The 13,068-nt window shown below is 69.9% G+C and carries 15 protein-coding genes; 9 read left to right on the top strand and 6 right to left on the bottom strand.

All coding sequences use genetic code 11. From position 1 onward, the window contains the following. Positions 1-199: 199 nt before the first annotated feature. From ACFYO8_RS25150 to ACFYO8_RS25140, 3 genes are read left to right on the top strand one after another with little or no spacing between them, the layout of a single operon-like run. On the top strand, positions 200-529 hold the full coding sequence (locus tag ACFYO8_RS25150) for a hypothetical protein (protein ID WP_354871976.1): 330 nt from the start codon (positions 200-202) through the stop codon (positions 527-529). Then, on the top strand, positions 529-951 hold the full coding sequence (locus ACFYO8_RS25145; protein WP_354871973.1) for a MerR family transcriptional regulator: 423 nt from the start codon (positions 529-531) through the stop codon (positions 949-951). Before ACFYO8_RS25150 ends, ACFYO8_RS25145 begins: the two co-directional genes overlap by 1 nt. A 3-nt stretch (positions 952-954) precedes the next feature. Then, positions 955-1,290: a YnfA family protein gene (locus ACFYO8_RS25140; RefSeq protein ID WP_354871971.1), complete on the top strand. Its 336-nt coding sequence runs from the start codon at positions 955-957 to the stop codon at positions 1,288-1,290. 13 nt (positions 1,291-1,303) lie between these two features. On the opposite strand, the gene ACFYO8_RS25135 is transcribed toward ACFYO8_RS25140, so the two are convergent. Continuing rightward, positions 1,304-1,459 (bottom strand): hypothetical protein, encoded by a 156-nt coding sequence (locus ACFYO8_RS25135; RefSeq protein ID WP_354871969.1) that lies wholly within the window; start codon positions 1,457-1,459, stop codon positions 1,304-1,306. A 188-nt stretch (positions 1,460-1,647) separates the two neighbouring features. On the opposite strand from ACFYO8_RS25135, the gene ACFYO8_RS25130 reads away from it, so the two are divergent. Together ACFYO8_RS25130 and ACFYO8_RS25125 are read left to right on the top strand one after the other, a co-directional pair. After that, positions 1,648-2,049 carry a hypothetical protein gene (locus tag ACFYO8_RS25130; RefSeq protein ID WP_354871966.1) on the top strand — a complete coding sequence of 134 codons (402 nt, stop codon included), beginning with the start codon at positions 1,648-1,650 and terminating at the stop codon, positions 2,047-2,049. Between the two features lie 71 nt (positions 2,050-2,120). Next, a complete protein-coding gene (locus ACFYO8_RS25125; RefSeq protein ID WP_354871963.1) occupies positions 2,121-2,522 on the top strand; it encodes a hypothetical protein in 402 nt (133 codons plus the stop codon). A gap of 371 nt (positions 2,523-2,893) precedes the next feature. Here the strand turns inward: ACFYO8_RS25125 and ACFYO8_RS25120 are convergent, their stop codons facing one another. The 4 genes from ACFYO8_RS25120 to ACFYO8_RS25105 form a co-directional block, all read right to left on the bottom strand. Continuing rightward, entirely contained in the window at positions 2,894-3,763 is an 870-nt protein-coding gene (locus tag ACFYO8_RS25120; RefSeq protein WP_354871960.1) for an endonuclease/exonuclease/phosphatase family protein, read from the bottom strand. Positions 3,764-3,836: 73 nt separating this feature from the next. Continuing rightward, positions 3,837-4,943, bottom strand: a complete 1,107-nt coding sequence (locus ACFYO8_RS25115) for a family 43 glycosylhydrolase (protein WP_355095653.1) — start codon at positions 4,941-4,943, stop codon at positions 3,837-3,839. Between the two features lie 578 nt (positions 4,944-5,521). Then, positions 5,522-6,028: a hypothetical protein gene (locus ACFYO8_RS25110; protein ID WP_354871956.1), complete on the bottom strand. Its 507-nt coding sequence runs from the start codon at positions 6,026-6,028 to the stop codon at positions 5,522-5,524. Between the two features lie 195 nt (positions 6,029-6,223). Beyond that, on the bottom strand, positions 6,224-6,589 hold the full coding sequence (locus tag ACFYO8_RS25105; protein ID WP_354871954.1) for a VOC family protein: 366 nt from the start codon (positions 6,587-6,589) through the stop codon (positions 6,224-6,226). A 227-nt stretch (positions 6,590-6,816) separates the two neighbouring features. On the opposite strand from ACFYO8_RS25105, the gene ACFYO8_RS25100 reads away from it, so the two are divergent. Both ACFYO8_RS25100 and ACFYO8_RS25095 read left to right on the top strand, forming a co-directional pair. Beyond that, the gene (locus ACFYO8_RS25100) at positions 6,817-6,960 is read left to right on the top strand and encodes a hypothetical protein (RefSeq protein ID WP_355095651.1); all 144 of its coding nucleotides are present in this window, start codon (positions 6,817-6,819) and stop codon (positions 6,958-6,960) included. Between the two features lie 24 nt (positions 6,961-6,984). Next, complete coding sequence (locus ACFYO8_RS25095) at positions 6,985-7,164, top strand: hypothetical protein (protein WP_355095649.1); 180 nt, start codon at positions 6,985-6,987, stop codon at positions 7,162-7,164. Between the two features lie 245 nt (positions 7,165-7,409). On the opposite strand, the gene metH is transcribed toward ACFYO8_RS25095, so the two are convergent. Continuing rightward, positions 7,410-10,934, bottom strand: a complete 3,525-nt coding sequence (metH, locus tag ACFYO8_RS25090; protein ID WP_387189402.1) for a methionine synthase — start codon at positions 10,932-10,934, stop codon at positions 7,410-7,412. Positions 10,935-11,175: 241 nt separating this feature from the next. On the opposite strand from metH, the gene ACFYO8_RS25085 reads away from it, so the two are divergent. Beyond that, positions 11,176-12,045: a PAC2 family protein gene (locus ACFYO8_RS25085; protein WP_354871949.1), complete on the top strand. Its 870-nt coding sequence runs from the start codon at positions 11,176-11,178 to the stop codon at positions 12,043-12,045. Positions 12,046-12,159: 114 nt separating this feature from the next. Further along, a complete protein-coding gene (locus ACFYO8_RS25080) occupies positions 12,160-12,951 on the top strand; it encodes a GntR family transcriptional regulator (protein ID WP_354871947.1) in 792 nt (263 codons plus the stop codon). Positions 12,952-13,068: the final 117 nt, after the last annotated feature.

The raw sequence follows: 13,068 nt of genomic DNA, 5'->3' as shown, positions 1-13,068 counted from the left end.
GGCGCCTGGCCCGGCGTCGGCCCGTACTCCGGTGACGGTAGCCCGCCGGACCGGCGAGCACAGCCGTATTCCGGACGTCGCCGCAGGTCGCGGCCGGGAAGGGTGGACCGGCGGCCGGCTGGGGTGACGGTGTGGCGGGTGTCGCCGCCCGGTGACCGGCACTTGCATCCGGTACCGGGTACGGGCTTACCGTCGAGGCATGACCGATGACTCCTGGATACCCGACGCCTGCACCCTGCCCACCGCCGAACGGCCGCTGCGGCTGGCCGAGTTCGACGGGCTGTTCCACGACGCGCTGCGCGGCGCCGACCGGCTCTCCGCCCGGCATCTGCGGCTGCGGCTCGACGGCCGCGCCGAACCGGTCGCTCGCGACCTGGTCGCCCGCGAGTCGTCCTGCTGCTCCTTCCTCACGTTCGACGTCGCCCGCGCGGACGGAGACGCACTGACGCTCGACATCCGGGTGCCGGCGGGCCGTGCCGGCGTACTCGATGCCCTGGCCCGGCGGGCCACGGCCGCGCGGGGCCGGTGATGGGCGAGCCGGGGCTGCGCAGCGGCCGGCTCGCCCACGCGGCCGGGGTGAACGTGCAGACGCTGCGCTACTACGAACGGCGAGGGCTGCTCCCCGCGCCCCGGCGGTCGCCGGGCGGGCATCGCCTCTACCCGGCCGAGACGGTCACCCTGCTGCGGGTGGTGAAGGCCGCGCAACGACTCGGCTTCACCCTCGCCGAGGTCGCCGACCTGCTGGCTGCCGGACGGCGCGACACCGGCCTGCGGACCCGGGCCCGGGACAAGCTCGCCGAGGTGGAGCGGCGGCTGGCGGACCTCACCGTCGTCCGCGACACGCTCCGGGCCGCCGTCTCGGCCGGCTGCGACGACCTGATCACCTGCGCCGCGAGCCCTCGCTGTCCGCTGCCCCTCGTCGATCCGGACCACGGCCCGGCTACGGTCTGACGCATGACGGTCGCGCGTTCCATGCTGCTGTTCCTGCTGGCCGCGCTCGCCGAGATCGGCGGCGCCTGGCTGGTGTGGCAGGGCTGGCGGGAGAACCGCGGGCTGCTCTGGATCGCCGCCGGGGTGATCGCGCTCGGCGCCTACGGGTTCGTGGCCACGTTCCAGCCGGACCCGAACTTCGGCCGCATCCTCGCCGCCTACGGCGGCGTGTTCGTCGCCGGGTCGCTCGCCTGGGGCATGCTGGTCGACAAGTTCCGGCCCGACCGCTACGACCTCGTCGGCGCGGCCATCTGCCTGGTCGGCGTCGCCGTCATCATGTACGCCCCGCGCACGGGCTGACGTACGCACGCCCTCAGGCGTATCGGGCGATGAAATCCTCGGAACGCCAGCGGGCTCCCTCGCTGAGATACTGGAAGTTCAGCGTCACCTCCGCCCTGCCGGCCTGCTGCGCCATCTCCCGCAGCGGCATCGTGAGGAAGACGGAGTCGCGGTCGATCGAGAACTGCATGGGCGAACCGTAGTACCGCCTGTCACCTCCGCCGCAGCGCCTGCCGGCGACCGACCGGGTGCCACGGCCGACACAGCTTATTGCGATCTACAGGATTCGATCAGGGAAGTTCGGGAACTTCGATACGGACCACACGCCGGGTGCCGCCAGTCGGCGCCCGGCGCCATGTACGACCGAGAGGTGACACCATGACCTTCCGCGCCAGGCTCGTCGGAGCCGCACTCGTCGGGACGCTCGCCGCGGGTGGATCGGCACTGGCCACGGCTACCACGGCCAGCGCGCAGGCCGAACCCTGCGTTCAGCGCATCGCCGTGGTGAACAACGCCGCCTTCCTGATGTCCTTCAGCGTCCAGGCGAGCAACGGCCTGGAGACGGCGAACACCGACACGTACCCGATCAACCAGTCGCGGACGATCGATCTCACCACCACCGCGCTGCCGGTCGGCTCGGATGTCCGGCCCGTCGTGGACGCGGTGGCCGGAACGCAGCGGACCCCGAGCAGCTTCGTGTCGTACTGCGAGAACGGGCAGACCGCCACGTACTCGGTGACCGGGACGACGTACGACTTCTCGGTCACGCTGATCGGCTGATCGACGCGTCGATCCTTCGGGGCGCCCGCCATCCCGGCGGGCGCCCCGCGCTCGTCCGCTACGGTGATCAGGTGCCTGTGCCCCGGCTGATTCCCATCGCGCGCGAGCCCGGCTACCGGACGGACACGATCGGCCGCTACGACGACGGGCTGTTCCTCGCCTCGGCGTGGGACCACCACGCGTACGTGCACCTCTTCGACCACGACGGAACGTACCGGCACTCGACGATCACGCGGATCCGGGACCGAGGCGCGCTGCACGAGGCGCTCGACGGGCTGCTGGCAAGCCTGCCCGGCAGGTCGTACGGCGACATCGCCGTTCGACTGTTCCAGACCCGTCACGACGGCGTCCTCTTCGGCCTGATCGACGAGTCCGGCGACCGGGCGGGCGACGGCAGCCACGTCGACTGGGTCGAGCTGTATCCGGATCGCCTCGGATTCCGGGAGCCGTGGGACGGGCTCTACGACACGTGAAGCCGCGACGGCAGCCGGACAGCGCGGTGACGCTGGACCCGGCGGCCCTGACCGATCTGTGGGAGCAGCGTTGGTCCGGGTGCCCGCCGATCGCCCACCTGCTGCGCGGCCGACATCCGGATCGGTGGGTGAGGTTCCACAGCCTGCCGGGGTCCAAGCGCTACGCGATCGTGCTCGACCGGCACTACACGGTGCTGTCGGAACTCGGCCCAGGCGCCGTACTTCTCGTGGTGACCAGCGAGCGGACAGCGAGCCCGGCACCCGCCCAGGGGAGTTCGACGGACTGGCTCTCCCGGCAGCCGTCCGGGCTCCAGATGCCACGGGAGGGGAGCCGGGGTGTCCCCGGCTCCCCTCCCCGACGTCTCCGTCGGTCAGGAGGCGAGGGTGAAGTCCGCAACGACTCCATTGTGGTCGGACTCGGTGTCCCCGACGATGCGGTAGTCGGTCATCCACATCACCTGCAAGCTTTCGAGCCGCTTCCAGAAGTAGATGTAGTCGATGTGCCGGTTGCCGTGCGTACCGGTCCCCTTCACCCCGTGGAGGTTGTAGCTGGAGCGCAGGTTCGGCAGCTCGTTGGCCTCGAAGACCTTCCACGGGAACTTCGCGTACCCGCGGGCCTTGTCGGCGCTGAAGTCGACGTTCAGGTCACCGCTGACGACGACCTGGCCGTCATCCTTCTTCTGGCGGGCCAGCTCCTTGATCTCAGCGAACTGCTTCTCCGCGCACCGGGTGCGCGGAAGGTCTTCCGGCCAGCCGTTGTTGTCGATACCGGCGTTGGCGTGGAAGTTGATGTGGAACACGTACCGCCCGGTCACCTTGTGCCGGTACTTGACCCAGTTGTTGTAGCGCGGCGGCGGCGGCTCGTCGGGGTTGGTGTCGCACACGAACTTCGACCCCTTGTCGACCACTTCGAACATGCTCTTCTTCGCCAGCAGCGCGTCACCGGCCGCGTGCACCGAAGTGGTCGGGGCGTAGAACGTCCAGCCGTTGTCGGCGGCCCAGTCCACCAGGAAGGCCCTGCGGGAGCCCACCTCGTTGAGCGCGACCATGTCCGCCTTCGAGGTGATCAGCTTCAGGTCGTGGAGGAACTTCTCGTGGCCGAGGCCGGCGTAGATGTTCAGGTGGCCGGCCTGGAAGGTCGATGCCGCCGCAGCCGGAGACGCCGGCGTCAGGATGGTCACCAACGTGAGCGCGGCGAGCAGGGCCACGGCACGGCGGCCGGCCCGAAGGGCTTTTCTCACTCATTTTCCTTTCGTGTGAGGACACACCGGTCCGGTGCCGCCATTGGTGGCGGTCGGTGTCCGGCGACAATTGTCAGAGCTCCACCCTGAAGTCGGCGTCGGAGCCGGAGCCGGTGATGACCAGACGCCCGGTCCGGCTCTTACGCCCAGAGCTGTCGTCGGCGAGGTAGTTCCACGTCACCCACGGCTTGCCGTCCCGGGCCCGGTAGACGTCCATCGCACCCGGCCCACGCCTGTTTCCCGGCAACGAGTACTTGCGCATGGTGTCGGGCAGGTGCGCGGCCGGACCCGAGTAGGAGAACCAGGCCCGGTTCGGTCCGGGCATCGGCGAGCACAGGCCGTCGTCGATTCGGTCGCCGCAGAAGGCGATGCCGGTCGAGTAGTAGTTCTCCCGCCAGGCGTTGCCGGAGTAGAAGAGATACCAGGAACCGTTGTGGGGAAACGCACTCGGATTCTCGATGACGGCGACCCCGCCGGTGTCCCGGTACGTGACCCAGGACAGATTGTCGCTGCGGAAGATGACGACCGGATCGCTGTCGCGGTCGACGGTGCCGTTGGGGTTGAACTTCAACCTCATGACGGAGAGCGCCGACTCCGCCCCTTCCGCCCGCTGCCCGTCCCGCCAGGTCATCCAGATCGCACCCGCGGGACCGGCGACGACGTCCGCGTCGAGTGCCCACCGGTCGCCCTTGTCCGGGCAGGCGATCGGCGTGTCCTCGGCGGTGAACCCGCCGTACGGGTTCTGGGAACGAGCCACGCCGATGCACTTGCGCCCGCCGTCGTTCTTACGGCTCGCCGTGTAGAAGAGGTAGTAGCGGCCGACCCCGTCCTTGACGTGGTAGAACGCCCCCGGGGTCCAGATCCCGGAGCCGGCCTCGACCCACGCCCCACCGCCGTCCGGCATGGCGTCGCCGGCCACGATCGGCGAGGTGCCCACCACATCCCCGGAGCCCGAAACGGCGTACGGCACCTTGCGTCCACCGCTACTGGCCCCGTACGTGATGTATTTGTTGGAGCCGTCATGCAGAGCGATGGTGTCCGCGCCGGGGAACGGAAAGTCCTGCGACTCGTCGGCCGGGTCGACGACGGCCGCGCCGGCGGACGGCGCGGCGGCGACGCCGACCGCGGCCGTGAGGGCTACTACCAGCCCTGCCGCACACGCGCGGATGGTGACTCGCATGAGACTCCTCTGATCCAGCTCAAATGCTGAGCGCAGATTTAAGCATGGAAATCAAAGAATTTCTAGCGCTCGGCGAGGGGACACGTCGGGTAGCCGAAGCCTCACAAAATCGACACCGACAGTCTCCGAAATTCCGCCGAAACGCCCGTTAGGCGGGTGCCGTGATGGTTTCGGGGCAGTTCAATGGAAGTGTGGGAGCAACGTGGCGTCGAACCGTGCATTGACCATAATTGCTAGGAATAGGCGGTCGGCGTCCCGGCGACCGCCTGACCTGACCGACGCAAGACGGCTTCGACCTCTCGCATGGGGCAGCCACCGCCTGCGGCGCCACCGGCACGCCGATCCGTTCGCCCCACTTCGCTCATCGGTGGAGCCATCGAGGCCGGCAGTCGTGCACGTGCCGGGATGAAGACGTCAAGCACGTGGTGGGACTAGACAGCCGGCAGCTGGCCGTGTCCTGGTCACGGGACACGCTTGACGCTTGACGCTCGCGTCCCACCTGATGCCCGACATGATCCTCAAGGAGAGTCACGAAGGCCCTCACGGTCCGCGACAGGGCGCTCATTGCGGCAGATGAGTTAGCAGCACTGCCAGAGAAATCTGCCTTCGGCGCCGTCTGGCGAAACGAAGATGTAGCCGATTCCGGCGTCGCCGAAGTTATGGAAACGGTCGGTCAGCTGTCCGATCAGCTGCCAGCCCGGCCCAGGCGTCTCGTCACCCTGCAGCCACACCGGCTCGCCGCCCAGGAACTCCCACGCTTCCTCGTCGCCGGGGACCTGATGATTCACAGGTAGGTGATCCTCCACGGGCCAGGACGGACCCTCGCTGATGTCAGTCACAGCGAAGAAGGCCGGCACCGATCCCCCAGGCTGAACGATCACGGCGTTCTCACCACCCTCAGGCTCCCAGGTGCCATCGACGTACTCGTCAACTGCAGTCATGAACACGTAGGCCATACGGAGCTCGCCATCGGCATCGAGGCGGAACTGGCCGATGAACGTCATCGGCTCGCCGAGCGAACGCGACACCGGCCACTGCGGAGCTTGCAGCCACACCGGTTGTCCGCCCATCTTGGTGACCGGCATGCCGGCCACCTCGCTGCTTCGCTCGAATCGAACTGGACGACGCATGCTGGGAGCTCCTCGTACAGCGGGCGGTAGGTCTGCTGGAGCTTATGGGACCTCTACGACAGACAGGAGCCGGTGCAAGCCCGTGGACGTTGCTAGCGCGCGCGGTCGGCGGATGTGCGCGTTCTTTCGCCGGTCGCGGCCGCCGAGACGTCACTTTTGGTAATACTGCACGACGCAGAACTCGTTGCTCTCCGGGTCGGCCATTACCAAAACCACGCCTTCCGGGTAGTCGTGCCGTTCGCCGGTCCACCGGCCGCCCAGCGCCCTGATCCGGTCCACCGCTTCACCGGCATCGGCGACAGCGATGTCCAAGTGCAGACGCGCCTTGCCGACCTTGGGCTCCGGTACCGGTTGGAACGTCAACACCGGCCCGCCGTCGGTGACGACGACTCGCCGCCAGCCGGGTAGGGACTCCACGACCCGGCCGCCGAGCACGGCGGACCAGAAGTCAGCCAGATCCTGTGGGCCTTGACAATCTATTGTGACGCCGGCAAACCGGCCCAAGGTCGTCGTCATGGGCCCTAACGTAGCCGTGACACAAAGCCCTTGTCAGGGAGCGCTCCACTCGGCATGTGAGTGCGCCCCAGGCGCTCAGGTGTCACCACTTGTAACCGGGCCAACTGAGCAGCCAAGGCCCGTCATCGATGTCATCCCCGGCGATCCCTGCCGGACCCCGGTCACCATCCGTGCGGCGACACCACCGCCGTCATTCCCTGCTACCGGCACGAACCGGCCGACCGCCAGTGCGGAGCCTGCCGGATCATCGTCACCTCTCCTGCGATGAGTCGACCCGTGAACGGCTGGAGCGACAGTTCCGCCTGCACGTCTACCCGGTCTTCGGCGACCGGCCTCTCTCGGCCGTCCAACCGAGCACGATCAGGGCCTGAGCCAAGCAGCTCCAAGACTCGGGCATGGCGGCCAGCTACCGCCGCAACCTCTTCAACGACGTGTCAATGATCCTGATTGCGGCAGTCGACGACCGGAAGGTCATCAGCAACCCCTGCGCGCTCAAGACGATCCGGGCTCCCCGGCACGTCCCGGCCAAGGTCGCCCCCTGGTCGACGGAACGGCTCGCCTGCTCCGTTCGGTGATGCGGGAACGCTACCGGGTCGCCTTCGACCCGGGTGCCGGCTGTGGACTCCGGCAGGGCGAGATCTTCGCCGTCAGCCCGGACGACGTCGACACCACGCGCCGGCTGCTCCACTCGTCCGTCAGATCAAGATCGTGCGAGGAACGTTGGTGTTCGCACCGCCCAAGGGCGGCGAACTGCGCGAGGTCCCGCTACCCGACGCGGTCGCTACCCGGCTACGTGAGCACGCCGAGCAGGTCGACCCCGTCACTTGGCGTTGAAGTAGCTCGCCTCCGGGTGGTGCACCACGATCGCGTCGGTGGCCTGCTCCGGCACCAGCTGGAACTCCTCCGACAACTGCACCCCGATCCGCTCCGCGCCCAGCAGCTCCACGATCTTCGCCCGGTCCTCCAGGTCCGGGCAGGCCGGGTAGCCGAACGCGTACCGGCAGCCCCGGTAGTCGGTGCGCAGCAGGCCGGCCAGGTCGGCCGGGTCGTCGTCAGCCACCGTGCCACCGCCGGGCAGCACCAGCTCGGCCCGGATCCGCCGGTGCCAGTACTCGGCGAGGGCCTCGGTGAGCTGCACGGACAGGCCGTGCACCTCCAGGTAGTCGCGGTACTCGTTGCCGGCGAACATCTTCGCCGTGTACTCGCTGATCGGCTGCCCCACGGTGACCAGCTGCAACGCCACCACATCGAGCTGGCCGCCCTTGGGCCGGAAGAAGTCGGCCAGGCACAGCCGCCGCTCCTGGCGCTGCCGGGGGAAGGAGAACCGGACCCGCTCGCTGTGCCCGTTCTCGTCCAGCACCACCAGGTCGTTGCCCTCGGAGTACGCGGGGAAGTAGCCGTACACCACGGCCGCCTCCAGCACCTGGTCGGAGATCAGGCGGTCCAGCCAGTACCGCAGCCGGGGCCGCCCTTCGGTCTCCACCAGTTCCTCGTACGACGGGCCCTTGCCGCCGCGGGCGCCGCGTAGCCCCCACTGGCCCAGGAACGTGGCCCGCTCGTCGAGCAGCGCCGCGTAGTCGGCCAGCGGCACTCCCTTGACGACCCGGGTGCCGAAGAACGGCGGCTTCGGGACGGCAACGTCGGCCGCCACGTCGGAGCGGACCGACGCGTCGTCCAGTTCGGGCAGCGCCTCGCGGACCTGGGCCCGCTGGCGCTCGCGGCGCTCCCGGCGGGCCGCCAGCGCCGCCTCCCGCTCCGGGTCGACCACCGGCGCGCCGCCGCGCTTGGCCGCCATCACCCGGTCCATCAGGGACAACCCCTCGAACGCGTCGCGGGCGTAGTGCACCTGACCCGGGTAGATCGACCGCAGGTCGTCCTCCACGTACGCGCGGGTCAGCGCAGCCCCGCCGAGCAGCACCGGCCAGCGCTCGGCCACCCCGCGGGAGGCCATCTCGGCCAGGTTCTCCTTCATGATCACTGTGCTCTTCACGAGCAGGCCGGACATGCCGATCGCGTCGGCCCGGTGCTCCTCGGCGGCGTCGAGGATCGCGTTGATCGGCTGCTTGATGCCGATGTTCACCACGTCGTAGCCGTTGTTGGACAGGATGATGTCGACCAGGTTCTTGCCGATGTCGTGCACGTCGCCCTTGACGGTCGCCAGAACGATCTTGCCCTTGCCCGCGGCGTCCTCGGAGTCCGTCTTCTCCATGTGCGGCTCCAGGTAGGCCACCGCGGTCTTCATCACCTCGGCGGACTGGAGCACGAACGGCAACTGCATCTGGCCGGAGCCGAACAGCTCGCCGACCACCTTCATGCCGTCCAGCAGCAGGTCGTTGATGATGGACAGCGGCGCACGCCCCTGCGCCATCGCGGTGTCCAGGTCGGCCTCCAGGCCGTTGCGCTCCCCGTCGATGATCCGCCGCTTGAGCCGCTCGTCCAGCGGCAGCGCGGCCAGTTCCTCGGCCCGGGTGGCGCGCGCCGACGCCGCGTCCACGCCCTCGAAGGCCTGGAGGAACCGCTGCACCGGGTCGTAGCCCTCGCGGCGGCGGTCGTAGACCAGGTCGAGCGCCACCTCGCGCTGCTCGTCCGGGATCCGCGCCATCGGCAGGATCTTGCTGGCGTGCACGATCGCCGAGGTCAGCCCGGCCTGGGCGCACTCGTGCAGGAACACCGAGTTGAGCACCTGCCGGGCCGCCGGGTTGAGGCCGAACGAGACGTTCGAGATGCCGGCGGTGAAGTTGACGCCCGGGTAGCGCGCGGCGATCTCCCGGATCGCCTCGATCGTCTCGATGCCGTCGCGGCGGGTCTCCTCCTGCCCGGTGGCGATCGGGAACGTCAGCGCGTCGATGAGGATGTCCTCCCGGCGCATCCCCCACCGGCCGGTCAGGTCGTCGATCAGCCGGCAGGCCACCCGTACCTTCCACTCGCGGGTGCGGGCCTGGCCCTCCTCGTCGATGAGCAGCGCCACGACGGCGGCGCCGTGCTCCTTGACCACCGGCATGATGCGCGCGTAGCGGGAGTCGGGGCCGTCGCCGTCCTCGAAGTTGACCGAGTTGACCACGCACCGGCCGCCGAGCATCTCCAGCCCGGCCTCGATCACCGCCGGCTCGGTGGAGTCCAGCACGATCGGCAGCGTCGAGGCGGTGGCGAACCGGCCGGCCAGCTCGCGCATGTCCCGCGTACCGTCACGGCCGACGTAGTCGACGCAGAGGTCGAGCAGGTGCGAGCCGTCCCGGGCCTGGCTGCGGGCGACGTCCACGCAGGCCTGCCAGTCCCCGGCGAGCATCGACTCGCGGAACGCCTTGGAGCCGTTGGCGTTGGTCCGCTCCCCCACCATCAGGACGCTGGCCTCCTGGGCGAACGGCACATGGTGGTAGATCGAGGAGACCCCGGCCTCCGGCTTCGGCTCCCGCGCGACCGGCGCCCGCCCGCCCAGCCGCTCCACCAGCACCCGGATGTGTTCCGGGGTGGTGCCGCAGCAGCCGCCGATCAGCCCGACGCCGTAGTCGTCGACGAACTGCTCCAACGCGTCGGCCATCTCGTCCGGTCCGAGCGGGAAGTAGGCGCCGTCGGCGGTCAGCACCGGCAGGCCCGCGTTCGGCATCACCGACACCGGGAGGCGCGAGTGCCGGGACAGGTAGCGCAGGTGCTCGCCCATCTCGGCCGGGCCGGTGGAGCAGTTGAGCCCGATCAGGTCGACCCCGAGCGGCTCGATCGCGGTCAGCGCCGCACCGATCTCGCTGCCCAGCAGCATGGCGCCGGTGGTCTCCATGGCCACCTGGCAGATGATCGGCACGTCCCGGCCGGCGGCGTCGCGGGCCCGCTTCGCGCCCACCACCGCGGCCTTGACCTGGAGCAGGTCCTGACAGGTCTCGATGATCAGCGCGTCCGCGCCGCCGGCGATCATGCCGGCGGCGTTCTCCTGGTACGCGTCGCGCAGCGAGGCGTAGCTCGCGTGGCCGAGCGTGGGCAGCTTGGTGCCCGGGCCCATCGAGCCGAGCACGAACCGGGGGCGCTCCGGCGTCGCGTACGCGTCGGCTGCCTCCCGCGCGATCCGCGCGCCCGCCTCGGACAGCTCCCGGATCCGGTCGGAGATGCCGTACTCGGCGAGGTTGGGCAGGTTCGCGCCGAACGTGTTGGTCTCCACGCAGTCCGCGCCCGCGGCCAGGTACGCGTCGTGCACGCCGCGGACCACGTCCGGCCGGGTCGCGTTGAGGATCTCGTTGCAACCTTCGAGGCCGTCGAAGTCGTCGATGGTGAGATCGGCGGCGTGGAGCATCGTCCCCATCGCGCCGTCCGCGATCAGGATCCGATCGGCCAGCAGGTCACGCAACGAGATAGACACATGCTCCAGGGTAGTGCGCCCGACTGCGGCAGAGTTATCCGAACCGGCCCTTCCCACATACTGCCGACCGGGCCCGCGTATCCCTTTCCTCCGGTTCGCCCGGGTGGTCCGGCCGGGCGACCGGCGCGGCCGACGGGCCGGCCCCGGCGGCGGCACGTAGGCTGACGGACGTGAAGGACAACAGGGGTGCGACAGTGCGACGGGGCGGCGCAGCGCCCGACGAGCAGGGTGAGGTGACGGCGTGACCGAGTTCGACGGGCTGCCGGTACTGCGCTCGCCGGTCGCCATCGCGGCCTTCGAGGGCTGGAACGACGCCGCCGACGCCTCCACCGCCGCCGTGGAACACCTGGAGCAGGTCTGGCAGGCCCGGCAGGTGACCGAGCTGGACCCGGAGGACTTCTACGACTTCCAGGTGAGCCGCCCGACGATCACCATGGCCGACGGGGAGACCCGGCGCGTCGAGTGGCCCACCACGCGCTTCATGGTGGCCAGCCCGGAGGGCACCGAGCGGGACGTGGTGCTGATCCGGGGCATCGAGCCGAGCATGCGCTGGCGGACGTTCTGCGAGCAGGTGCTGGAGATCTGCCACAGCCTGGAGGTCGAGCGGGTGGTGCTGCTCGGCGCGTTGCTGGCCGACGTGCCGTACACCCGGCCGCTGCCGATCAGCGGCAGCGCGTCGGACGCCGACGCGGCCAAGCGCTACCAGCTCACCCCCACCCGCTACGACGGGCCGACCGGCATCGTCGGCGTGCTGCACGACAACTGCACCCGGGCCGAGGTGGACGCCGTGTCGTTCTGGGTGCACGTGCCGCACTACGCCAACAACCCGCCCTGCCCGAAGGCCACGCTCGCGCTGCTGCACCGCGTCGAGGAGGTCCTCGACCTGCCGGTGCCGATGGCCGACCTGGCCGAGGAGGCCGCCGAGTGGGAACAGCGGGTGCGCAGCGCCGCCGAGCAGGACGCCGAGCTCGGTGAGTACGTGCGTGAGCTGGAGGAACGGGTGGGCGACGCCGGCATCACCCCGCTGACCGGGGACGAGATCGCCCAGGAGTTCGAGAAGTACCTGCGCCGCCGCGGCGGTTCCGCCGGGCCGACCGCGGGCTCCTGGTAGCTCCTTTCGTCGAAGCCGGGCTCCCCTGTCGGGGCCCGGCTTCTTCGTGTCCGGGGTGGCGCCGTCACACCCGTTAGGCCATCCTAGGAACCTAGCTGTCCTGAGGAGGCCCGGATGCAGATCAACCCCGGCGCGGCCGAGTTCCCGCACCGACAGATCGCCGCGCAGCTCAAGGCCCAGGTGCGCCGCGGCGACTGGGGGCCGGGCGAGCGGCTGCCGTCCATCCCGGCCATCGCCGAGATGTTCGGCGTGGCGAAGCAGACCGTGCAACGCGCCGTCGACCAGCTGCGGGTCGAGGGCATCCTGATCACCAAACCCGGCTCCGGTACGTACGTCCGGGGCACCCGGCGGCGCCTCAACCGCCTGTCCCGGGGCAGGTACGGCGGCTTCCGCGGTTACCACACCGACCTGGCCGCCCGGTACCGCCAGCAACTCGTCTCCGTCGGCCGCTCCCCCGCCCCGGCCGAGGTGGCCGACGTGTTCGGCGTCGCCGACGGCACCGAACTGCTCTGCCGGCGGCACCTGGTACGCACCGACGACTCCCCGGTCGAGGTCGGCGCGTCTTGGTTCCTGCCCGCCGACACCGCCGGCACGTCACTGGAGCGGGCCGAGGCGTTCGGCCGGCCGCTCTACCAGGAGGCGGAGGAGGTCACCGGCCGGCGGTACGTCACGGCCACCGACACGATCAGCGCGCGCCAGCCCAGCCGGGAGGAGGCCGAGATCCTCCAGATCCGCCCGGACACCCCGGTGCTGCACCTGCTGCACGTCGCCTACGACGAGCGGCACAAGCCGATCGAGGCCGCCCAGGCCACCTGGCCCGGCCCGATGACCACGCTCACCGAGGAGTACAAGATCCCGGCCCCCACCCCCGACCAGGACCCCGACCCCGGCCTGGTCCTGGGCTGACTGCCCCCGGCACCCGGCGATCTTGCACTTTCCGCCCGGGCATGTGGGTCGTTCAGGACATACCGAGGGCCACAACTGCAAGATCACCGCGAAGGCTGCGGGCCGGGCATGCCTGAG

Source organism: Micromonospora sp. NPDC005257, assembly GCF_042872445.1.
Taxonomy (GTDB): Bacteria; Actinomycetota; Actinomycetes; order Mycobacteriales; family Micromonosporaceae; genus Micromonospora.
Note: the sequence above shows the minus strand (reverse complement) of the source record. Positions and strands in the feature narration are given on the sequence as shown.

Excerpts from the sequence above, each read along its gene's own strand:
- ACFYO8_RS25150 (WP_354871976.1), top strand. The coding sequence starts at position 200 with ATGACCGATGACTCCTGGATACCCGACGCCTGCACCCTGCCCACCGCC.
- ACFYO8_RS25145 (WP_354871973.1), top strand. The coding sequence starts at position 529 with ATGGGCGAGCCGGGGCTGCGCAGCGGCCGGCTCGCCCACGCGGCCGGG.
- ACFYO8_RS25140 (WP_354871971.1), top strand. The coding sequence starts at position 955 with ATGACGGTCGCGCGTTCCATGCTGCTGTTCCTGCTGGCCGCGCTCGCC.
- ACFYO8_RS25135 (WP_354871969.1), bottom strand. The coding sequence starts at position 1,459 with ATGCAGTTCTCGATCGACCGCGACTCCGTCTTCCTCACGATGCCGCTG.
- ACFYO8_RS25130 (WP_354871966.1), top strand. The coding sequence starts at position 1,648 with ATGACCTTCCGCGCCAGGCTCGTCGGAGCCGCACTCGTCGGGACGCTC.
- ACFYO8_RS25115 (WP_355095653.1), bottom strand. The coding sequence starts at position 4,943 with ATGCGAGTCACCATCCGCGCGTGTGCGGCAGGGCTGGTAGTAGCCCTC.
- ACFYO8_RS25110 (WP_354871956.1), bottom strand. The coding sequence starts at position 6,028 with ATGCCGGTCACCAAGATGGGCGGACAACCGGTGTGGCTGCAAGCTCCG.
- ACFYO8_RS25105 (WP_354871954.1), bottom strand. The coding sequence starts at position 6,589 with ATGACGACGACCTTGGGCCGGTTTGCCGGCGTCACAATAGATTGTCAA.
- ACFYO8_RS25095 (WP_355095649.1), top strand. The coding sequence starts at position 6,985 with ATGGCGGCCAGCTACCGCCGCAACCTCTTCAACGACGTGTCAATGATC.
- ACFYO8_RS25080 (WP_354871947.1), top strand. The coding sequence starts at position 12,160 with ATGCAGATCAACCCCGGCGCGGCCGAGTTCCCGCACCGACAGATCGCC.